The organism is Pedobacter sp. R-06 (assembly GCF_049913135.1).
Taxonomy (GTDB): Bacteria; Bacteroidota; Bacteroidia; order Sphingobacteriales; family Sphingobacteriaceae; genus Pedobacter.
Window position 1 is genome coordinate 1623947 of the sequence record NZ_CP183977.1, and the last position, 23574, is coordinate 1647520.

Below are 23574 nucleotides of genomic sequence, written 5' to 3' on the forward strand. Positions count from 1 at the left end.
TAATGATAGAAAACATCACTCCATCTCTGGTAAAAAATTAGATAGGCAAACGATTGCGCGGTTTTTGTACCTAAAAACCCACCAGTTCCTTTAACGTGATTGTTAACTTTATCCCATAGCAACTAATTATCAGCTTGCTTAACATAAACACATAACCAAATCAAAATTTAATGACCCTGCTTTATTTTTTTAAACACTTTAAAATAGCTAATCCCAAAAATCAGCCTAAAAGCGTTGTTCTGGCATTTACGTTTTTTTTAATTGCCGCTCCGTTTTTTGTATCTGCTCAACCAGCTATTCAGAAAACCAATCAGGTAGCACAAAATGTTACCAAAGTGCTTAGTGCAAAAAAGATCAATACCACTACAATAGAATTGTTGCTTTCTGATAATCAACGGTTAACATTAGATTTTTACGGCGATCATATTTTCCGTCTTTTCGAAGACCCTACAGGAGGTTTTATACGCGATCCGGAAGCAAAACCAGAAGCCAAAATCTTGGTGGAAAACCCGCGCAGGCCAGTTTCAAAACTGGATATTAAAGATGAGAATAACCAACTATTCATATCTACCGGTAAGATTACTGTTCTTTTCGATAAAAATACTTCGCTGATCAAAATTATCAACATAGCTACACAAACCGTTGCTGTTGAAGAATTAGCACCGATTAAATTTGAGAAAGGAAAAGTAACCCTGAGTTTGAAAGAAAATCCGCAGGAATATTTTTATGGCGGAGGTGTCCAGAACGGTCGTTTCTCACACAAGGGAAAAAACATTGCTATCGAAAACCAAAACAGCTGGACAGATGGGGGAGTAGCTTCACCAACTCCTTATTACTGGTCTACCAATGGTTATGCTGTAATGTGGCATACCTTCAGTAAAGGGAATTACAATTTTGGTGCTAAAGAAAAAGGATTGGTAAAATTGACGCACGAAACCGATTACCTGGATGCCTTTTTTATGATTAACGATGGTGCAGTACCTTTATTGAACGATTTTTATCAGCTTACCGGAAATCCGATTTTGCTGCCAAAATTTGGTTTCTACCAAGGGCATCTAAATGCCTATAACCGCGATTTTTGGAAAGAAGACGAAAAAGGAACCTTATTTGAAGATGGCAAACGCTACAAAGAAAGTCAGAAGGATAACGGTGGCATAAAAGAATCGCTTAATGGTGAAAAAAACAATTATCAGTTTTCGGCCCGTGCGGTGATCGACCGTTATAAAAAACATGATATGCCTTTGGGCTGGGTGCTTCCAAATGATGGTTACGGTGCAGGTTATGGCCAAACTGAAACATTGGATGGCAACATTCAGAACCTAAAAAGCTTTGGAGATTATGCCCGTAAAAACGGTGTGGAAATTGGACTTTGGACACAATCTGATCTTCACCCAAAACCAGAGGTAAGTCCGTTATTGCAGCGTGATATTATTAAGGAAGCCAGAGATGCAGGCGTTCGGGTATTAAAAACCGATGTGGCATGGGTAGGTGCAGGTTATTCGTTCGGGTTAAATGGTGTTGCCGATGTAGCCCAGATTATGCCTTATTACGGCAATAGTAGCCGTCCGTTTATCATTTCATTAGATGGCTGGGCGGGTACACAACGTTATGCCGGTATTTGGTCGGGTGATCAAACTGGTGGTGTTTGGGAATATATCCGTTTCCACATCCCTACCTATTTAGGTGCTGGTTTATCAGGTCAACCGAACATTACTTCCGACATGGATGGTATTTTTGGTGGTAAAAATCTAACGATCAATACCCGCGATTTCCAATGGAAAACCTTTACGCCAATGGAATTAAACATGGACGGTTGGGGCGCTAACGAAAAATATCCACATGCACTGGGTGAGCCTGTCGCTTCTATTAACCGCAACTATTTAAAACTGAAATCGGAGTTGATCCCCTATACTTATAGTGTAGCTAGAGAAGCGGTTACTGGATTACCGATTATCAGGGCAATGTTTCTGGAGTATCCTAATGCCTATACCAAAGGTACTTCAACACAATATCAATACTTGTACGGACCTTCTTTCTTAGTGGCGCCAATTTATCAGGCAACCAAATCGGACGAAAAAGGTAACGATATCCGCAATGGTATTTACCTGCCAGAGGGAATATGGATTGATTATTTTACCGGAGAAAAATACACTGGAAACAGCATTCTCAACAGTTTCGACTCGCCATTATGGAAGTTGCCTGTTTTTGTGAAAAATGGTGCCATTATTCCGATGACGAATCCGAATAACAACGTTGCTGAAATTAACCAAGCAAACCGTATTTATGAATTATATCCTTTTGGAAAAACTTCATTTACCGAATATGATGACGACGGTGCAACAGAAGCCTACAAATTAGGAAAAGGTGCTTCTACTTTAATCGAATCAGAACTAGATCAGAAGAACAATGCTATGGTTACCATTCATCCTGCAAAGGGCGATTTTGATGGCTTTGTGAAAGAAAAAACAACGGAGTTCGTAATTAACGTAACCGAAAAACCGAAAAGGTTAACGGCAAAAGTTGGGAACGGTAAAGTGAAACTGACAGAAGTAAACTCAAAAGATGAGTTTTTAAAACAGTCTAATGTTTATTTCTACGATGCTACGCCAAACTTAAACCGTTTTGCTACCAAGGGAAGTGAGTTTGAAAAAGTGGCGATGCTTAAAAACCCTCAATTATTGGTTAAACTTCAGTCTACCGATATTACCATCAATCCGGTAGTACTTAGTATAGACGGATTTAAATTTGAACCTGTAGATAAACAACGTTTGTCGACAGGGAAATTATCGGCTCCTGCCAATGCAAGGGTAAGTGATAAAAACAGAGAAGCTTATACGCTTACCCCAAGCTGGAGCAAAGTGATCAATGCAGATTTTTATGAAATCGATTTTAACGATATGCATTATACCACTATCCGTGATACTGCTTTGTTGTTTGATGGTTTATTGGCCGAAACAGCTTACACTTTTAAATTGCGTGCAGTAAACAAAGATGGTTATTCTGATTGGACAGAAATTAAAGCAACGACTAAAACCAATCCGCTTGAGTTTGCCATTCAGGGTATTGTTGCCGAAACTACGGTAGAAAATCAAGGAGGCTCTGGTATCAATAAATTGTTCGATTTTGATGAAGGTAATACCTGGCATACCAAATGGGGCGTTAAAGCAGTTCCTTTTGATATGATCATTGATCTGAAATCGATTAATCAACTGGATAAATTCCACTACCTGCCACGTACAGGAAGAGGGAACGGCATTTTATTAAAAGGCAAAGTGTTTTATAGCACTAATAAAGAAAGCTGGACAGAAGCTGGTGCATTTGAATGGGCCAATAACGACGAAATTAAAATATTCAGTTTCACTGCGCATCCTGCTTCACGTTATATCAAAATTGCTGTTGCTGATGGTGTAGGTGGTTTTGGTTCAGGTAGAGAGCTGTATGTATTTAAGGTTCCTGGTACCGAAAGTTATCTTCCGGGCGATATCAATAACGACCGTTTAATTGATAAGAACGATTTAACTTCTTACATCAACTATACTGGTTTAAGAAAAGGTGATGCTGATTTTGAAGGTTATATCAGCAATGGCGATATCAATAAAAACAATTTGATTGATGCTTACGATATTTCAGTTGTGGCTACACAGCTTGAAAAAGGGGTGAAAAATGCTAAAATTGATAAAGTTGCAGGTAAACTGGAAATCAGTACCCCTAAACAGGTTTACAACAAAGACGAAATCATCGAAATTAAAGTAAAGGGAATAAACCTGAAATCAGTAAATGCTTTAAGTTTTGCATTACCATACAATGCACAGGATTACGATTTTGTAAGTGTTCAGCCTTTAAACACCAAACAGATGGATAACCTGACCAACGATCGCCTGCACACCAATGGTGCTAAGGTTTTGTATCCAACCTTTGTAAACATTGGAAACAAAGATGCTTTAAACGAAACTGCCGATCTGTTTATCCTGAAATTAAAGGCAAAACGCAAGCTACAGTTCGGGCTTAAGATTAGCGAAGGCATTTTAGTAGATAAAAATCTCAATTCAGTTAAATTTTAGTTAGTTAGTAGTGATTAGTGCAAAGAGGTCGGTTTTTAATCGGCCTCTTTTTTTATTGGCATTAAGTTGAACACAAGAATAGATTCGGTAATAAGTTTGCAAATTGTATCTTTACAACTCGTCTATTTTAAAAGAGGCAGGGTTTAGCTAAGGCATTCTCCTTTCAAATTTTGTTGTTCAACTTATGAGATTAATTAGTCTGACTTGTTTTATTCTGCAATTTTTTTTTCTCTTTACCAATGTTAAGGCGCAGGTATTCCATATAAATAACGAGCCGGTAATAGCTGGTCATTATGTAATTAAAACATATGGCATAAATGAAGGATTACCCTCAAAAAGTACAACAGCTGCCTTAAAAGATAAGAGGGGATTTATATGGGTGGGTACCGAAAACGGTTTGTGTAAGTTTGATGGTTATTCTTTTAAAACTTATGTAAATATCCCTGGCGATACCACATCATTAACCAATAACTATATCAATGCTGTTGTAGAAGATCAGAATGGTGTTTTCTGGGTGGCTACCATGAACGGTTTAAATAAATTCGACCCCGTAACAGAGAAATTTGAGCGTTTTTACCATAAAGAAAACAAGAGAACATCGTTGAGCAATAATAAAATATGGTCGTTACTCATCGATAGAACAAATAAGCTCTGGGTAGGTACCGATGATGGTTTTAACCTTTTTAACAAAAAATCAGCGTCTTTTACGGTTTATCAGCCGGACGTTAAAAATCCAAATGCCATTAAAGGAAAATCGGTTAATGCTATTGCAGAAGATAAAGAAGGTAACCTATGGTTAGGCAATTGGAGCAAAGGATTAAATAAATTTGATCAAAAGACACGTCGCTTTACCAATTACACGCAAAAAGAAATAGCGGGCGAAAAAAATCCAAACGATATCTGGACACTTAGTATAGATGCCGATGGCATGATATGGGTTGGTTCTTATTGGAAAGGTGATCTGTTCAGATTCGATCCGAAAACAGGTAAATTCAACACCTACAGTAGTAAGGGTACTGGTAACGCTTCAGTATTTAATGTATTAAGTTTAGGTGCAAAAAAAATGCTGGTTGGCGGAAATGCCGGGTTATTTTGGGTAAACACCGAATTAAATAAATGGGAGAAAATAGAAGAACTTGAGTTTTTTGCCAATGGGGGGCTATACCGCGATAAAACAGGAATGATATGGGTTTGTGGTAAAAATGGTCTCAGTAAAATAGACTTTAACCAATATAAATTTAATTTTATTTCTCTTCCTTTTGGGCAGGCCGACATCAAATCCATCATCAGTTACGGTAAGGATTTTTGGGTAGGCACAAACAAAGGTTTGTTTAAATATAATCCTGATAATCGTTCAGTAATTAAACTGCAGCATACCGGTAATGCAAATAGTTTATCGAGCTCTGATATAATTAACCTATCTGCCGATTTAAATGGCAGGCTGTGGGTAATGGGCGAAAATGGTTTCGACCGTTACGACGAAAAAGAAAATAAATTTGTTCACCACCACCACCGTTCGGCACTTGGCAGTTTTTTTAATGAAGATGTTTTTAGAGATTTAATTGAGGTAAACATTAACGAATATTATTTGGCTACCGATGCTGGTTTGAAGGTATATAACGATAAAACCCGCAGTTATACACATTACTTTAACGACCCTAAAAACCAGTCTTCATTAAGTAATAACCATTTGTACTGCCTTTTAAAAGATGCACAGGGCAATGTTTGGATAGGGACATACGGAAGTGGGCTCAGCCGCTTTAACCCTAAAACCAGAAAGTTTCGCAATTACATGATCGATAATTCAAGAAAAGGTGGTATCAGCAATAATATTGTAAATAGCCTTTATCTGGATTCGCACCAAAATGTTTGGATCTGTACCCGCGATGGATTGAATAAATATGTAGCTAAAACAGATACTTTCGAAATATATTCAAAGCAAAACGGTTTTGCAAGCAATGTTTTTACCGATCTGGTAGAAGATAATAGTGGCAGGTTATGGGTAACAACCGAACAGGGGATATCGCTCTTTGATCCTGTAAACAAAATGGTAAAAAATTACGATGAGAAAGATGGTGTTTATGCCAATGCCGCTATCTGTAAAAATGCAAAAGGAGAAATTTACCTGGCAGGAAGTAAAGGTATCGTTTATTTCAATCCACAACAGCTAAAATATAATAAAACGGCTCCGGCGGTTTATTTTTCCGACTTTTCTATCTTCAATAAATTAATTCTGCCGGGCGATGATTCTCCACTAAAATTACCGGTGTACATGACTAAGGAGATTACTTTGCCCTACAGCCAGAGTGTGCTTTCTTTCGGTTTTGTTGCACTTAACTATACGCTTTCAGAAAAAAACCAGTATGCTTATTTTCTCGAAGGTTTCGATAAGAAATGGAACTACAGTGGTAGTGAGCATAAAGTTACCTATACCAATTTAAATCCCGGTAAGTATGTGTTAAAGGTAAGGGCATCAAATAATGATGGGATCTGGAATATGGAGGGCAACTCTATCGCAATTACCATTACACCGCCATGGTACCGTACCTGGTGGGCTTTTTGTATTTATGGGCTGGCTTTCTTTGGGATGATTTATGCCTATCTTAAATACCGTGAGCATCGCACAAACCTCGAATTTCAGGTGAAGCTGGCTCATGTAGAAAGTGAAAAAGAGAAAGAACTCAGTGAGAAAAAACTTTCTTTTTTTACCAATGTATCACACGAGTTTCGTACGCCACTTACACTAATTATCAATCCGGTTAAAGAGCTTTTGTATAAAAACGATAATAATGTTGATACTACGGATTTAAATATTGTATACAGGAATGCCAAGCGGCTTTTAAGCCTGGTAGATCAATTGTTGTTGTTTAGAAAAGCCGATACCTATGGCGGAAAGTTAAAAGTAGCTCCCGTAAATCTGGTGAGTTTGTGTAAAGAAGTATTTCTTTGCTTTGTGCACCAGGCCAGGTCTAAAAATATTGTATTTGAGTTTATATGCGTCGATGAATTGATCCCATTTTATGCTGATAGGGAAAAAATAGAGATTGTGTTTTTTAATCTCCTTGCAAATGCCATAAAATTTACGCCCGAAGGCGGTGCGGTTAAAATGATTGTAACAAGTAACCGGGAAAATATAAATGTACTTATAGAAGATACAGGTTGTGGTATTACCAGCTTTGCAGGAGAAAAACTCTATGAAAAATTTTATCAGGATCCAGGAAATAAATCAGCAAAAGGAGGTTTTGGCATTGGTTTGTACCTGGCTAAGAATTTTATAGAAATGCATGGTGGAGCAATAAGCTATACCAGCGTTGAAAATAGAGGCACGGCATTTAATATTGTTTTATTAAAAGGAATAAGCCATTTTAAAGATGCAGTAATTTTGCAGGAGGAACTGATAGATACAGATTCATCATTATTTAAAGAATTAATAGAGGATGAAATAACGGCAAATAATATTGTAAAAGCAGCAGAAGAACCATTGATTGATAATCAGCTAGCCGTGGATTTGAAAACGCTTTTGATTATTGATGATAACATCGAGATCAGAGAATACCTGAAACAGGTTTTCAGAATGGATTATCACCTTTATGAAGCGAGTAACGGAGAAGATGGGTATGATATGGTAAAAGAATTATTGCCCGATATTGTGATATGTGATGTAATGATGGATGGTATAACCGGGATAGAGCTTTGTAGTAAAATTAAAGAAGATGTAGCCGTTTCTCATATTCCTATTATCCTGTTAACCGCTATTTCTGCTCCAGAGGTTAAACTTAAAGGAATAGAAGGTGGGGCCGATGATTACATTAGTAAACCTTTTGATAAAGATTTTTTAAAAGCGAGGGTAGCCAGCATACTAAAGAGTAAAAATGCGCTGCAAAAATACTTTTATAACGAGATTACCCTCAATTCTAATAACACCAAAATCTCTGCAGAATACAAAGAGTTTTTGGATACCTGTATCCGTATTGTAGAAGAACACCTGATTGATCCCGATTTTAATATCGATATACTGACTGCGGCTATCGGTATGTCGAGGTCTAATCTTTACCGCAAAATAAAATCCATTTCAGGTCAGTCAGCAAATGGCTTTATCCGTTTTATCAGGTTAAGGAAAGCTGCCGAAATTTTCATCAATACAGATAAAACCATTCAGGAAGCTTCTTACATGGTGGGTATTAACGATCCCAAATATTTTAGAGAGCAGTTTTATAAGCTCTTTAATATGAACCCATCGCAATACATTAAAAAATTCCGCAAGCCGTTTTCCAATCATATTAATACCACAGTTAAAAAAGGTAAATAGTAAGTAGCCATTCTCTACTTTTTTTAATAATCGGCCACAAAGCATTGTTTTGGGCCTTTTTCGGTTTGTTTACCCCTCTAATTTGGATTGTTTGTACCCCATAGGTGTAGTTTGTTGGCGCTAATTTAGCCTTCCACAAAGCAGTGCTATAATCGCGATTCCGATAGAGGGTTCTGTTGGGTAGGTTATAAAATTGATCTGCTAACCAAATATTAAACTTGCAAACCAATATGAGAAGAAAAGTTCTGAAAGGATTTTTGCCAAAAATCTTTACAATTAAAACACTGGCATTTCTATTTATCGTATCCATTAGTTTACCGGCAATGGCATCTTTAGTTTCTGTTAAAACAGCGATAAAGAACAAGCGTAAAGAAATTGCGGTAACGGGTACCGTAACAAACGAAACAGGTGCTACATTTCCAGGTGTAGCGGTTAAAATTAAGGGAACCGAAAAAGCGGTGCAAACAGATGCAAATGGTAAATACAGCATTAATGTTGCGGCCAAAACTGATGTACTTGTTTTTTCTTTTGTAGGCTATACCAACCAGGAGCAAACGGTTGGTGATAGAACAACCATTAATGTTCAGCTTAGTTCAGATACCAAAACCCTAAACGAATTGGTAGTGGTTGGTTACGGCACCCAGAAAAAAGCAACATTAACAGGATCAATCTCGCAGGTAAAAGGAGCCGACCTGGTGAAGAGTCCGCAACCGAATTTATCCAATTCATTAGCCGGCCGGTTTTCTGGCGTGGTAATTAACAATAGGAGTGGCGAGCCTGGTTTTGATGGTTCAAATATCACCATCAGGGGGTTGGCTACAACCGGGAGTAACAGTGTATTAGTTGTTGTAGATGGAATACCTGGTCAAATTGGCGGTCTAGAACGATTAGACCCTAACGACATTGAAAGTGTTTCGGTACTAAAAGATGCCTCTGCCGCCATTTATGGTAATCGAGCAGCCAATGGTGTAATTTTAGTGACTACAAAAAAGGGGAAAACTGGTAAACCAACCATCAATTATAGTTTTAACCAGGGTTTTAGCTCGCCAACAAGATTGCCAAAAATGGCAGATGCTGCAACTTATGCGCAGATAATGAACGAAATTGGTTTCGATTCGAATCCCGCAGGTGGCCTTAATCAATCTTATTCGGCTGATCAGATCGAAAAGTTTCGTAACGGTTCTGATCCGTTGTTGTATCCTAGCACCGATTGGATTGACCAAACTTTAGAAAAAACAGCTTTGCAGAGCCAACACAGCCTTTCCATTAATGGTGGCGGACAAGATGTAAAGTATTATATGTCGTTAGGTACTGTTTCTCAAGACGGTTTGTATAAAAATGGAGTAACCAAATACAATCAGTACAATTTTCGTACGAATATAGATGCTAATGTTTCTAAATACCTTAAAGTTGGCTTATCTGTATCTGGTAGACAAGAAAACCGTTTGTTTCCTCAGGTTGGTGCGGGCGATGTTTTTAGGGCCATTTATAGAGCAAAACCTATTGTAGCTGCTTATTATCCAAATGGTTTGCCAACAACTGGTATAGAAAATGCAAACCCTGCCGTACAGGTTACTGATATGGGGGGAACGAATAAATCACCTACGCAGGTTTTAAATGGTATTTTAAGAGCTAGTTTTATTATTCCCGGGGTTGAAGGCCTTTCAGTTGATGGTTTCTTTTCTGCTGATAAATCTAATGTATTTACCAAAAGTTTCAGCAAACCATATCTGCTATATCAATACGATCCTACATCTAAAAACTACAATAGTGTTATTGTTGGTGGCAATAACCAAAAAGCTACGCTGACCGAAAGTCATAGAAATGAATCGTTGCTTACTTCGAATATTAAACTAAACTACGCTCGTCGTTTTAACCTGCACGATATCAATGCTTTTGTGGGTTATGAGCAGAGCGAAAATCATTTAGAATATTTCGATGCACAACGTTTTAACTTCCTCTCTACTTCGTTGCCTGAACTTTCTCAGGGAGGTACTGCAGCTACCGATTTCTTAAACTCAGGCTATAGTACAAACTATAACCGCCGGAGTATTATCAGTCGCCTAGCCTATAGTTATGATGATAAATATCTTTTTGAAGGGCAATTGCGTATAGATGGATCCTCAATTTTTCCTCAGGGTAAACAGTATGGTTACTTTCCTTCTGTTTCTGCAGGATGGGTAATCTCAAAAGAAAAATGGTTTAGCGAAAGCATTAAATTTGTTGATAATTTAAAAATCCGAGCTTCATATGGAGCGCTAGGTAACGATAATGTAAATGGTTTCCAGTATTTTGATAATTATGTATTGGTTGGGAATGGCTTTGTAGCCCAAAGCCCGGGTGCAACCTCATCAACCATACAGCCAGGTGTAAACTTAGTTAAACTCGCAAACCCGAACATTACCTGGGAGGTTGCCAAAAAACTTGATATCGGTTTCAATGCCGTTTTATTCAAAAACTTTAGTATCGAAGCGATCTATTTTCAGCAGAAACGTTCCGATATCTTAACCACGCGTAACGCATCATTGCCTGGTTCTTCAGGAATTGTAAACCCTTTTGGTTCCGATCCGCTGGTACCGTCAGAAAATATCGGTAAGGTTAATAATGCTGGTTTTGAAGCTACTTTAGGGTATAACCACAATGGCGAAAACTTTAAATGGAATGCATCTGGTAACATTACTTATGCAAAAAGCAAAGTAATTTTTATTGATGAAGCAAGTGGTACGCTAGATTATCAACGTCAAACCGGAAGACCGTTAAACGCTAACCTGCTTTACAATAGCATAGGCATATTCAGAACACAACAAGAGTTAGATGCTTACCCACATGTAAGTGGCGCTAAAGTAGGCGACCTTAAATACCTCGATTATAATAACGACGGCAAAATAACGGCCGATGACCAAACCAGAACGCCATATAGCAATATTCCTCAGATTACTTATGGCTTTACACTTGGCGCATCTTATAAAAACTTTGATGTATCAATGGTATTAGCCGGACAAACCCAGGTAAGCCAATATGTTTTGCCAGAATCGGGTAGCGTAGGTAACTTTTATAGCAGTTGGGCCGATAACAGGTTTAGTTCGGCAAATCCGAACGGAACTTACCCGAGGGTAACTGACCGTGCATCGAATGCGATTAGCGGTGGGCAGTTTAACAATACTTTTTGGCTTAATGATGCTTCATTCTTAAGGCTTAAAAATGTAGAAATTGCCTATAACATTAAGGCCAGTTTCTTGGATCGGATCAATATATCGGGATTAAGGCTTTATGCAAGTGCATTTAACTTGTTCACCATTTCTAAAGTAAAAGATTACGATCCTGAAGGAACCAGTGGCAGCGGGCAATTTTATCCACAGCAACGCATTATTAATTTGGGCGCCAATATTAAATTCTAAATATCATGAATAACAAATCAATATATATAACACTTCTAGGCCTGTCTCTCATCTCAGTGAATATTGTGGGCTGTAAAAAAGAATTTTTAAATGTAGAACCAACAGACCGGATCTCTACAGCTGCTATAGAAACCGATACGGCTGTTTTTGAGGCCTATGTAACCAACCGTTATATCGCCAGTAGATTGCAGGATAAGGAAGGCGACGGTTCTTCACCGGGTTTTGGTAGAGGTTTTGAATATAGCATGTGGAGCTCTTTTACTGATGAATCTATTTATAATAATGACGATGCGACCTGGTTGATCCAAAGAGGACAGCTGGCACCTGAAAATTTAGGTAGTGCTGGTGTATATTGGGGAAGGAGTTACAAAAGCATCAGAGAATGTAATTATGCGCTCGAAGTGCTTGGTAAAATTAGCATGAGTGCAGCACATAAAAAACAGTTGGTTGCAGAGCTTAAGTTTATTAAGGCCTTCCGTTATCAGGATTTAATTAGGAATTATGGTGGTGTAGTTTTAATGGGCGATAAGGTAACCAACCTGACGGACAATTTGCAGGATCCGGCTTTGTTTCAACGCGCTTCAATTAAAGAATCTATAGATTATGTAGCAGCACAGCTAGACCAGGCTGCGGCAGATTTACCTTTGGATAATAGCAGTAGCTGGTTGGTAGGAAGGGCAACAAAAGGCGCTGCATTAGCGCTAAAATCCCGCTTACTTTTATATGCTGCTAGTCCGTTGTATAATGCTGGTACCTGGCAGGCAGCTGTTACGGCAGCTCAGGCAGTTATTTCTTTAAACAAATATGGGATATACACGGGCGGCTATGGAAATTTATTCTTAACCGACCAAAGCAATGAAATTATTTTCGCGAGGTTGTTTACAAAAAATGCAAACCATACCCATTTAGAAATTGCCAACGGACCAAACGGTTATGGCGGATGGGCTGGTAATACGCCTTTGCAAAACCTGGTAGATGATTACGAAATGGCCAACGGTAAAGCCATTGCCGATCCTACCTCTGGTTATGACGCGAACAATCCGTACAAAGACCGTGATCCTCGTTTTGCAGCAACCATTTTATACAATGGCGCAGCATACCGCGAGCGTAATGTAGAAACCTTTATTCCGGGCGGAAAAGATAGTAAAGATGGAAATGATAACTGGAACACCACCAAAACCGGATATTACCTTAAAAAATTCATGAATGATGCTTATCCATTGCAAAACCCCTGGGGTAATGCAGGGTTTCAGCCTTGGATTTATTTTAGATATGCAGAAATTTTGCTTAATTATGCAGAAGCTGCAAATGAAGCTTATGGCCCCGATGCTGTTCCTTCTGGATCAACAATGTCGGCAAGGCAAGCTATTAATATGGTAAGGGCAAGACCAGGCGTGAATATGCCTGCATTAGCCGTTGGACTTACCCAAACGCAAATGCGCGATGCGGTCCGTTATGAACGTAGGGTAGAACTTGCTTTCGAAGAACATCGTTTTTATGATGTAAGAAGATGGAAAATTGCCGATGTAACCGAAAACAAACCTGCTGCTGGAATGATTATTACCAAAACGGGTACTACATTTACTTATACACCTAAAATTGCTTTAGATGGACGTAAGTTTGAAACCAAACATTATTGGTTACCAATACCTAGGGCCGAAATTTTAGCTTCAGGTGGTAAATTGCAGCAAAACCCGGGTTATTAATAAGACAATTTAACCATCAATGATAAAGTATTATAAACAAATCGGCTACTTTCTTACTTGCATTTCCTTGTTTTGCTCTGGCAATGCCATGGCACAGCAAATTGTAAAAATTGAAATTGACCCATTGGTTCAATTTCAAACAATAGAAGGTTTCGGGGCATCTGATGCCTGGACTTGTCAGTTCGCCGGATTATGGCCTGCAGAGAAAAAGGATAAGATGGCCGATCTGCTTTTTAGTACCCAAACGACAAAAACAGGTCAACCTGTTGGTATTGGCTTAAACATGTGGCGTTTCAGCATTGGTGGTGGCAGTGCTGCCCAAGGTAAGGCAAGCGATATTGGCGACGAATGGCGTCGTCAATACGCTTTTCTGCAACCAGATGGCAGTTATGATTGGAATGCGATGCCAGGGCAAACCTGGTTTTTAAAGGCTGCTAAAACCCGTGGTGTAAAACAGTTTATCGGCTTTGTAAACAGTCCACATGTACTTTTTACCAAAAACGGAAAAGCGTATTCTACAGATGGTAACTGCAACCTGAATTTTGATAAACTTCCCGAATTTTCTGCCGATCTCGTAGCCACTATTAATGGAATAAAGAAAACAACAGGTATAGAACTAGATTACCTTAGCCCTGCAAATGAGCCACAATGGAAATGGAATGAGCATAACCAGGAAGGCTGCCCCTATAACAACACTGAACTGGCTCAACTTTATAAAGGTGTAAATGATGCATTCGCTAAAAATCAGATCAAAACCAAAATACAGGTAGGGGAGGCAGGTCAGCTCGATTACTTATACGATAATGGAAACACTGCAAAGGGAAATCAGGTATATCAGTTCTTTAATGCTTCATCACCGAACTATGTCGGCAATCTTTCCAATATCGATAATTCTATTTCTGGCCATAGCTATTTTACCACCAGCCCAGAACAAAAATTTATTGATGTACGTAAAAAAACAGGCGATGCTGTGGCCGGTGTAAAAGGTTTAAGATATTGGATGTCTGAATATTGTGTGCTGGGGGATGATGTACTTAAAGGTGAAAAACGCGACCTGGGTATGGTAACCGCTTTGTTTATTGCAAAGTTGATCCACCACGATCTCGTTTTATCAAATGCAACCTCATGGCAGTGGTGGCTGGGCGTATCAACTGGCGATTATAAGGATGGTCTGGTTTATATCGATAGAAACAAAACCGACGGACAAGTATACGAGAGTAAAATGTTATGGGCTTTAGGCAATTATAGCCGTTTTATTGGGGCCGGTAGTAAGCGGCTTCAGGTTAAAACTATTGAAGAAAAAGTACCACAACTGTATGTGTCGTCTTACTTGCAAAATAAAAAGCTTGTAACGGTAGCCGTTAACCCTACAGAAAATAATATCGATCTGGATATTGATGTAAAAGGGAATAAGCAAAGTTCTGTACAAACCTATGTTACCTCAGCCGAATACAATCTATCACCCTATAAACAATATAAGGATACGAAACGTGTTCGTATTCCTGCTAAATCGGTAACCACCATACTTAGTAATTAATTTTCTTAGTCTGTAATTATAAAGCTCCTTATTTTTTATTTCAATCATTTTGTTTTGAGCTGAAAAGCACTTTACAAATCGATATGGGAAAACTATGCTTTTAACCTTTTAAATATATCTTAAATGAAACCTACCCTCAAACTCTTGAAGATTACAGTAATTTTAATTACTTGTTTTTTTAGTTTTGGTGTCTTTGCACAGGCTCAACACACTTTTAAACTTGCAGACTCTGTTTTTCTGCTGGATAATAAACCCTTTCAGATCATTTCAGGCGAAATGCATTATCCCCGCATACCAAGAGAAGCCTGGCGCGATAGAATGAAAATGGCCAAAGCGATGGGCTTAAATACCATTGGTACCTATGTATTTTGGAATGTACATGAGCCTCAAAAAGATAAATTCGATTTCTCCGGCAATAATGATATTGCAGAATTTGTACGTATAGCCAAAGAAGAAGGATTATGGGTATTGCTCCGTCCAAGTCCATATGTATGTGCTGAATGGGAATTTGGCGGTTATCCATTTTGGCTACAGAACATTAAAGGTTTACAGGTAAGGAGTAAAGAAGCACAATATTTAAAAGAATATAAAGAATACCTTACAGAGATTGGTAAACGTTTAGCGCCATTGCAGATTAACCATGGTGGCAACATCTTAATGGTACAGGTAGAAAACGAGTATGGTTCTTACGGGAATGATAAAGAATACCTAAAAATTAATGCCCAGCTCTTTAAAGATGCCGGTTTTGATGGTGTGCTTTCTACCTGCGATCCTGTGCCTGCATTAGAAGGCGGTCATTTAGCTGCTTTGCTTCCAGGCGTAAATGGCATCGATAATCCGGCTCAGATCAGAACACTGATTAATAAATATAACAACGGTGCCGGACCTTACTTTGTGCCAGAATGGTATCCGGCCTGGTTCGATTGGTGGGGTACAAAACATCATCAGGTAGATCCGAAAACTTATGCGAATAAACTAGATACCGCACTTAGAGGAGGGATTTCTATTAACATGTATATGTTTCATGGTGGTACAACCAGAGGTTTTATGAATGGTGCAAATTATAACGATTCTACAGCTTACGAGCCGCAGATTAGTAGTTATGATTATGATGCACCATTAGATGAGGCAGGTAATGCGACACCAAAATTTATGCTTTTCCGCGAAGTGATTAAAAAGAATCTGCCTGCAAACCAAACACTTCCTGTTGTACCTGCCGCCAAGCCGGCAGCTGCATTGCCAGTAATTACCTTTACCAAATCAACAGACATCTTTAACCTGGTTGGGAAACCACAATTAAGTGAAAAACCATTAACCTTCGAAGCCCTTAATCAACCTTATGGTTTTGTATTGTACAGCAGCATAATAAAAGGTGGGCGCAAGGGCGTAATTAAAATCAACGAGCTGCGTGATTACGGATTAGTATATATCAACAAAAAACTTGCGGGTGTTTTAGACAGACGACTTTATCAAGATAGTTTAGTAGTCGATCTTCCTGCTGGCAATGTACAACTCGATATTTTAGTAGAAAACATGGGTAGAATTAATTTTGGTCCTTACCTGCTTAAAAATAACAAAGGGATTACTAAAAATGTAACTTTTAATGGTGAAGAGATCAAATCATGGAAAATGTATCCATTACCATTTGATAAAATAGATGCCCAAAAAATACAGCCTAAAATAAATAGCCAATCTGCGGCGGTACTTAAATCGGCTTCCTTTAATTTAACAAAAGTTACCGACACTTATTTAGATATGCGCCAGTGGGGAAAAGGCCTGGTTTGGGTTAATGGCCATAATTTGGGTAAATATTGGGCTATTGGCCCACAACAGACCATTTATTTGCCTGCAGAATGGCTTAAAAAGGGAAAGAACGAAATTGTAGTTTTCGAACTGCTTAAGCCTAAACAGAATACATTAAGCAGCTTAGCTAAACCTATTTTAAATGAACTAAAAAAATAAATAACATTTCGATTTTCATCTGGTTAACGCCTCACTAACCAAATATTAATTACAAAACCTAAAAAAACATACATCAAAGATGTGCCCAAGCGATAGGAATTGAAGGGAATGGTATGTGCTTACAGCTTCCGCTGAACTTTATACGATCCTTTCATTTATTCAGAAATTAATGCGCAAACGTTTGATACAGGGCAGGAGTTGATTTATATAAGAACCTGACGCATTATTCTTTTTCAGTTAGTGCTTTTTTCCTGATTCTGCTCAATGTTTCGAGCCGCATGCCGATAAATGATGCAATATACTTAAGTGGCACGCGGTTTATTAAATGAGGATAAGAAATCAAAAATCTTTGATAACGTTTTAATGCAGAAGGTAGCCTGCTGATATAAGCACGCTCAGTTGCGCCCAAAAAATAAATCTCTGTCATTTTGCGGCCCACATAGTTGGCAATTGGAAACTTGTCGTAAAGCAGTTTCGACATTTCGTGCGGAATGGCAATTGCAAATACCGGATCGATCGTTTCAATATATTCATCAGAGATTTCATTCTCCCACAAATTTCTGATCGTTCCCGCCAGTTCATTTTCGGCAGCAATCCAGGTCGTGATCTTTTTGTTTCCCATTTTAAGGTAACCATGTACTGCACCTTCCAAAATAAGGAAGATATACCGGTTGCGCTTTAAAGGTGAAGCAATGTGTTTGTTTTTCGCAAAACGGATGGGAAAAGTATGCTCATTAATGATTCTTTCAATTTCATCATTAAGCGGATGATAAGTTTTGAAAACTGAAATGAGCGGCGAAAAGCCTCCGAACGCAGCCCACTTATCTTCACCATAAGTATTTTCAATATTCATTGAGGGAACGGAAATATACCTGTAAAAATGGAAATTAACTTGGAAATAAAAAATTGATCGTTACCATATACAACTATTGGGAATGTTAAACTTGCTTTGATTGGTGTTTTGACTGATCTTGATTTTATTTTTACAAAATGTATCTACCCATTAAAACATTTTCTGAAAGGAATTGTTGTAAAACTTGAAATTGAATTTCAACATTGGGGTTTCGTGTAAAGAAATAAGGGGTTGATGTAAAAAAAGTTTCGATAGGTTTTAAATAAACCATCTTTGCAGAGTTATTTCCTAAAGGTAAATACACCTGAAAATATTTAAAGTCATATATCAAACGCCGGGTTCCCTAAAAACCAATCCTTCAACTGATATATGATTTTTTTTTGTTTTAATTTTTAAAACGCTTAATTTCAATCTTCTTTTCCTTAACCTTTAAAGTTATTGTAGGTATTATGGTAGCTATTGCCGATTTTACGGTAACCAAAGCTGGTTCGCCGTCAAAGTAAACATGTTCTGGCAGTTGCATCACATCTGGATAAGCCTGATAATTACCTTCTGGCAGATAAACAGAATAGTCTCCGTCTTCGCCTGTTTTAACAGCTCTGATCATACCATCCTTGCCTTTTATTAGAATATTGATACCTGCCAGCGATGGGTCGATCTGCAGACTTCTGGTTTCGTTAAAATTAATGGCAATTCTGCCAGTTACATTTCCACTTTTCTGCATCGGAACATTAATTTTCATGTTCTTTTGGTCTATGGTGATATGCATCGGCATAATCTGATATCCGTTTTGTAAAGGCATGTTCAAACTATAATCACCATAAGGTACTTTACTGTATTGGATGGTGCCGTTAGCAGGGATAATGAAAATAATTTTGTTGACCAATAAGGTGCCTGAATTTGCAGGTTCATCACCAGCGTCGAAAATGCCATTCTGGTTGTTGTCTTTATAAATTAAGATGGTAATATTCCCTTTTTTACCAGGAATATGCTGCCTTGGATCAGGTAATTTTTGAGTAATACCTGCCTGTAAGCTTCTAAATGAAGAATTTGCAAAACTGGTTCTGTACTGATACGCGTAAGAGCTGATGTAGAAAGCTGTTTTAGGCGTAATTTTATAATCTGCTTTACCGGTATAAGTAATATTATTGCCGAAAAAAGCATCGCGGTAAAAAATTAAACCTGCTTCTGCGCGTAGTTTTTTATTAAAGAAATATTGATGAAACGATGGACTGATGCTAAGCCGGTATATCTCTTGCTCCTTTAATCCAGTATTATAAGATTCGGCAAGTAAAAAACTTCCTTTTTGTAGATAGGCATTAAGGTTCATCCAGCTATTAGACCATGTGGCATTTAAGCGAAGCTGGAGTTCGGTTTTCCCATTCATATTTTGCCCAAAACCATTATCCATTGAGAAAAAGATATTCTGTCTAAAATCACTGCTGTGCCAGTTAATGGATTCATTTAAGCGGTATGCCGTTAATTTGTTGGTTTCGGTCTGCAAAAAGTTGTAATCTGATTTTTCCTGATCGCGTGAAGCGGTAAGCGTTAAATTTAAGTTTACCTTAACTGGAATTGCCCAACCTGCCTCCATGCGCTGTAACGAATAGTTTCGTTGGAATAAGAATATATTTCTTTGATAGGCCGGATCAAAATTGTACAGGCTAAAACCGAGCCATGCATTGTGTTTCCCAAAGTAACGGCTAATCCGCTCATTTAACTGAAGTACGCCCCGGCGTATACCTGGGTAATATGCAGTAGAAAAGAAATTATTGCTGCTAAAATTTAATTTTTGCCAATTGCCGCTAAAATTGGTGCCCAACGCAAAAGAGGGTTTAATGTCATCAGGATTTAAAAGATCCTGAGAAAGGCCGCCACCAATGTTAACACTCATAACGACGTTGCGTTTGTTTAGAAGAGAAACCGTATTGGCCGATAAAATACTCCTGCTTTGTTCTAACGGAGCGTAATCAAAAATAAACGAACTGCTGAGTTCATGCCCACTGGTATCCTTTACATTCGCTTTTAGATAAGCAGAATACCCGTAGTTTAAATTGTCACCCAACAGATTGTAAGACTTTTGTACAAATGCTGCTTCTACACCATGGCGGTCTTCATCGGCCCGGGTATAAATTTTTACACCCCTTCCGTTAATAAAACTTTCGAGATTTTCGGAAATATTTCCCACAGTGATCCCTTTTTTATCTCCTTCGTAGTTAAGCCAGGTATTGCTAATGAGCGGGCGGTTAGCTAGGCTGTTCCATTGATAGGCATCTACGCTAAAGCCGAGTATACCATGCCCCAATTGAGTGGCTCCGGTGCCATTAAGCTGCCAGGATTGCGAATCGCTAAAGAGGTTTTGGCTACTGAGCGAAATCTGATTGGTTAAATTTCTGTTTAATATATTCTGAGGCATTTCGGCACTAACAAATTGCCTGTTGGCTGCCGCATTCTGCACATAGGCGATACCATTGCCAAAAAGTTCGCCGTTTTTGTAAATACCAGCAATGTTGACGTAAAAGTTGTTGAGCTGGTACAGCTCACGGTTAATTATCTTTCCAAAACTTATCTGTTGCTCCATTCCCGGAGATAGTTTGATATCTTTTTGTAAAACATTTTTACCTTGCCCGTTGTCTGAGGGGAAAGAGGCGATCAGTTTTAATTCTTCAACCTGATTACCAGCATTGCGGATGAGCAGGTTAACTGTTAGCGAATCGCCGATCTGTTTTAAAAGAATACTTGGTGTAAGTACAATAAGCTCTGTAGCGCGTAAAGGCAGCATAGAAATGCTCGTTTTAACCTCGGCGCGTAAAGCATTGTTTAAGTCGTGGAGCTGAAATACCATTTGATTCGTTTTGGCATCAGCATTATTTAGTACAAGAAATTTAAAGGGGTAAAAGGTATGTGCTTTTTTTTGAACTTTCACCTTAATGGGCTGGTCGGCAACCAGGCCAAAGCCTTTAGGTAAAACCGGCATAATATGGCCTTCAAAGTCCTGATCGCTATTATTGTCGATCCTGATACTTAAGGAAATTAATTTTTCGCGGCCGATATTGATCAGGCTATCAGTGCTGATCTTAATTTCGCTGCTGTTTTGTGCGAAAGAGGGCATATTAAAGCATAGCACTAAAATGCTACACCATAAAAATATCCTTTGATGGAAAAATGCCATTTTAGTATTTACTGTGGAATAATCTCGTAGATTAATATGCCACTATAATTATTGGGCACCGCGTTCATCAGCCTGTTATCGTTTGCTTTGGTAAAATAGCGGAGATTGTATCTGTAAGCCTGGGCATTGGTGGTACTGCTTCCGCCGGTGCCAATAGTCTGGCTGGTTTCTGATAATGCTACGGTGGCTCCGGCAGAACTGCCTGCGCTTAGCTGTAAATTTACGACCGATACTGGAATGCTATTGTTACCGGCGGTGAAATTTGCACTGCTGGTTCTCACCTGAATAGCATAAGGGGTAGCTGCAGTTACGGTTAGTCCGTCTGTATAACTAACCGAAGCACCATTGGTATAATCGGCCATTGTTTTCAATTCCAGCAATCCCGATCTGGCATTGTTTTGAATCTGAATGCCATAACTTGCCGGCGTAGTATAATTACCATCCGGACGGATCTGCATACCATTTACGGCGCTAGAGCGGCCAAGCTCTGTTCCGTTGTTATCCAGCAGAACAAACGCCAGATTAATGGAATAGGCCTGCCAGGTTTTTAGCGCATCAAGATAGGAACCTCCCTCAAGGATCACATCAATAGTGATCACAATGTTTTTATAAAATTCATCCTGGTGATTTGATAAAGGGTAATTGGAAGAACTGATCAATAAAGCTTGGATGCCAGGAGAATTTAATGGAACAGGGGTAGTACCACTGCCGATCTGCTGAAAGGTTGCACCGTTGATGGCGCTCAGTTTTAACTTAATTTTATTGTATGGAAGGGTTTTACCCTCACTATTGGTAATCTGCTGATTTAAAACTGTAGCTAGGCTCCAATTAGGATAGGTTTTGTTATTTCCTTCGAGCGAAATCTGAACCTGATAAGCATTGCTAAAGGTCTGTGTTTGCGAAGAACTTACCTGCATGTAATTTTGGTTGCTGGCAGCAATCCGTGGCTGTGCCATAGCCTGTTGTAGAAGGCCAGCCATTAAAATAATAATACCAGTAAGCGAAATGCTGTTTCTATTCATGTTTAAACTCGAGTTCAGCTAGTTTTACGGTGGCATCATCGCCATAATTTAACACGGCAGAAGCTACGTATTCCCCTTTTTCGAGTGCTTGGGGAAGGGTAAAATAAATATCGCGTTTATTGCCTGGCAGAGAATAAAAAATAATGTCTTTCAAGGTCGTTTTTTTTCCGGTTTGCCTGTTTAGTAATTCGCAGCTGGCGGTGCCATCAGCCCAAACATTGCCAATATTGGCAAATTTTAGTACCAGTTCTTCTTTAACCTTTGCAAAATTTTCGATATCCAGATTTGCATTCCTACTAATCGGAAGCCTTTGGTATAATTTAATACCGGTACGAACAGCCACTTTAATATTGGTACCTTTCTGGCTAACATCATCAACCGGATTAAGCTGACTTACATAAAGCATGGCCGTATGCACCGCGATGCTATCTTTTAAGTTTGCTGGCGGTGCAAGCTGAACTTCAATATCGCGGTGTTCGCCCGGTGCAAGTGAAAAAAACGATGAAGGAAGAATGGCTACCCATTTTGCACATGATGTAGGCGTACTGCCTGCATTATGGATCAGATTGTTCCCTTTTTCATCATAAGACCAATCATTTAGTGAAATGCTTAAATCCAGTGTAGAAGTTTTGCTCACATTACTTACCGTAATTTTCTGACGCTGTGATTCTCCGGGAGCTACTGTGAAGTACACCCTTGGTGGAGTTACCGATAAGCCAGTTTGTGCATGCCCCACAATGGAAAGCATTAACATCAAAAGCGGCATAAAGCAAAATATTTTTTTCATAACAGCGGCGGATGATTTTAGAAAGGCAAATATACAACAAAGGCAACTTTGAGTATCTCCCAAAATTGCCTCTGTGTAGATTTATTTATAACTAGTTTGCCTCAATAGTATAGGTCACAGTTGTAGTATATACTGTAGGGTTTTCAGTTTTGAAATATTTATCAACGTATTTCTGAGCACCAGCAGCTTTATAGGTAATGTTAAAGTTTTTGTTCACACTTCCGGTATTGCTCGAAATAATCATTTGGTCTGTATTGCTCAGGTTACGTGGAGTATAAGTAGCGTTAGCCAATTGGTTACTGGTACCAGCTAATGGACTAATAGTTACATCATTCGCATCGATATTTGCTTTTGCGCCAGTTAGGTTAGCCGATGCTGATTTTACTTTAACGACAAATGCACCAGTACTGTAAACTGTTAAGTGATCGGCTTCTGCTAAACTTACTCCATCAGTATAGTCAGCAGTAGTTTTGTAATCAAGGTTTACTGTTTTTTGAGTAGTGTTTACAGTAATGGTTTGAATAGGGTAAAGACGGATATTAAGTGTTGCGTTATCAGTTTGTGCAATGGCTACTTTTCCAACCAATGTTAATGCGATTACTGAGATACTTAAAAGGAATGATTTCATGATCTTTGATTAATTATTTTGCTTTTTAAAATTTTATGCTATTTTTGTTATACCAACCAAAAAGAAAGACTTGTTTCAGTCTGTAAATTTTATGTTACTTTTCCTGTTTGAATGGAGTGCAAAGGTATCGCTATTCCGA

11 protein-coding genes are annotated in these 23574 nt (G+C 38.6%); 6 read left to right on the top strand and 5 right to left on the bottom strand.

What is annotated here, in order from left to right; genetic code table 11:
- The first annotated feature begins 170 nt into the window (after positions 1-170).
- The 6 genes from ACN9MR_RS06805 to ACN9MR_RS06830 all read left to right on the top strand — a co-directional run bounded on the left by ACN9MR_RS06805 (position 171) and on the right by ACN9MR_RS06830 (position 16973).
- Positions 171-4061, top strand: coding sequence for a TIM-barrel domain-containing protein (locus ACN9MR_RS06805; RefSeq protein ID WP_426328858.1), 3891 nt, complete (start codon positions 171-173; stop codon positions 4059-4061).
- Between the two features lie 184 nt (positions 4062-4245).
- Positions 4246-8370 (top strand): hybrid sensor histidine kinase/response regulator transcription factor, encoded by a 4125-nt coding sequence (locus ACN9MR_RS06810; RefSeq protein ID WP_426328860.1) that lies wholly within the window; start codon positions 4246-4248, stop codon positions 8368-8370.
- A gap of 230 nt (positions 8371-8600) precedes the next feature.
- Positions 8601-11768 (top strand): SusC/RagA family TonB-linked outer membrane protein, encoded by a 3168-nt coding sequence (locus tag ACN9MR_RS06815; protein ID WP_426328861.1) that lies wholly within the window; start codon positions 8601-8603, stop codon positions 11766-11768.
- Positions 11769-11773: 5 nt separating this feature from the next.
- On the top strand, positions 11774-13474 hold the full coding sequence (locus tag ACN9MR_RS06820; RefSeq protein WP_426328862.1) for a RagB/SusD family nutrient uptake outer membrane protein: 1701 nt from the start codon (positions 11774-11776) through the stop codon (positions 13472-13474).
- An 88-nt stretch (positions 13475-13562) separates the two neighbouring features.
- Positions 13563-15011 (top strand): glycoside hydrolase, encoded by a 1449-nt coding sequence (locus tag ACN9MR_RS06825; protein WP_426328863.1) that lies wholly within the window; start codon positions 13563-13565, stop codon positions 15009-15011.
- Between the two features lie 123 nt (positions 15012-15134).
- Positions 15135-16973: a glycoside hydrolase family 35 protein gene (locus ACN9MR_RS06830; protein ID WP_426328864.1), complete on the top strand. Its 1839-nt coding sequence runs from the start codon at positions 15135-15137 to the stop codon at positions 16971-16973.
- 223 nt (positions 16974-17196) lie between these two features.
- Here ACN9MR_RS06830 and ACN9MR_RS06835 read toward each other — a convergent pair whose 3' ends face one another.
- The 5 genes from ACN9MR_RS06835 to ACN9MR_RS06855 all read right to left on the bottom strand — a co-directional run bounded on the left by ACN9MR_RS06835 (position 17197) and on the right by ACN9MR_RS06855 (position 23435).
- A complete protein-coding gene (locus ACN9MR_RS06835) occupies positions 17197-17826 on the bottom strand; it encodes a Crp/Fnr family transcriptional regulator (RefSeq protein WP_426328865.1) in 630 nt (209 codons plus the stop codon).
- A 385-nt stretch (positions 17827-18211) separates the two neighbouring features.
- Positions 18212-20938 (bottom strand): MSCRAMM family protein, encoded by a 2727-nt coding sequence (locus ACN9MR_RS06840; protein ID WP_426328866.1) that lies wholly within the window; start codon positions 20936-20938, stop codon positions 18212-18214.
- A gap of 68 nt (positions 20939-21006) precedes the next feature.
- Positions 21007-22020: a hypothetical protein gene (locus tag ACN9MR_RS06845; protein ID WP_426328867.1), complete on the bottom strand. Its 1014-nt coding sequence runs from the start codon at positions 22018-22020 to the stop codon at positions 21007-21009.
- Complete coding sequence (locus ACN9MR_RS06850; protein WP_426328869.1) at positions 22013-22807, bottom strand: fimbrial biogenesis chaperone; 795 nt, start codon at positions 22805-22807, stop codon at positions 22013-22015. Before ACN9MR_RS06850 ends, ACN9MR_RS06845 begins: the two co-directional genes overlap by 8 nt.
- Before the next feature lie 91 nt (positions 22808-22898).
- Positions 22899-23435 (bottom strand): hypothetical protein, encoded by a 537-nt coding sequence (locus ACN9MR_RS06855; protein WP_426328870.1) that lies wholly within the window; start codon positions 23433-23435, stop codon positions 22899-22901.
- Between the last annotated feature and the right edge of the window lie 139 nt (positions 23436-23574).

Excerpts from the sequence above, each read along its gene's own strand:
- ACN9MR_RS06840 (WP_426328866.1), bottom strand. The coding sequence starts at position 20,938 with ATGCCCTCTTTCGCACAAAACAGCAGCGAAATTAAGATCAGCACTGAT.
- ACN9MR_RS06835 (WP_426328865.1), bottom strand. The coding sequence starts at position 17,826 with ATGAATATTGAAAATACTTATGGTGAAGATAAGTGGGCTGCGTTCGGA.
- ACN9MR_RS06825 (WP_426328863.1), top strand. The coding sequence starts at position 13,563 with ATGGCACAGCAAATTGTAAAAATTGAAATTGACCCATTGGTTCAATTT.
- ACN9MR_RS06850 (WP_426328869.1), bottom strand. The coding sequence starts at position 22,807 with ATGAAAAAAATATTTTGCTTTATGCCGCTTTTGATGTTAATGCTTTCC.
- ACN9MR_RS06845 (WP_426328867.1), bottom strand. The coding sequence starts at position 22,020 with ATGAATAGAAACAGCATTTCGCTTACTGGTATTATTATTTTAATGGCT.
- ACN9MR_RS06820 (WP_426328862.1), top strand. The coding sequence starts at position 11,774 with ATGAATAACAAATCAATATATATAACACTTCTAGGCCTGTCTCTCATC.
- ACN9MR_RS06815 (WP_426328861.1), top strand. The coding sequence starts at position 8,601 with ATGAGAAGAAAAGTTCTGAAAGGATTTTTGCCAAAAATCTTTACAATT.
- ACN9MR_RS06810 (WP_426328860.1), top strand. The coding sequence starts at position 4,246 with ATGAGATTAATTAGTCTGACTTGTTTTATTCTGCAATTTTTTTTTCTC.
- ACN9MR_RS06805 (WP_426328858.1), top strand. The coding sequence starts at position 171 with ATGACCCTGCTTTATTTTTTTAAACACTTTAAAATAGCTAATCCCAAA.
- ACN9MR_RS06830 (WP_426328864.1), top strand. The coding sequence starts at position 15,135 with ATGAAACCTACCCTCAAACTCTTGAAGATTACAGTAATTTTAATTACT.
- ACN9MR_RS06855 (WP_426328870.1), bottom strand. The coding sequence starts at position 23,435 with ATGAAATCATTCCTTTTAAGTATCTCAGTAATCGCATTAACATTGGTT.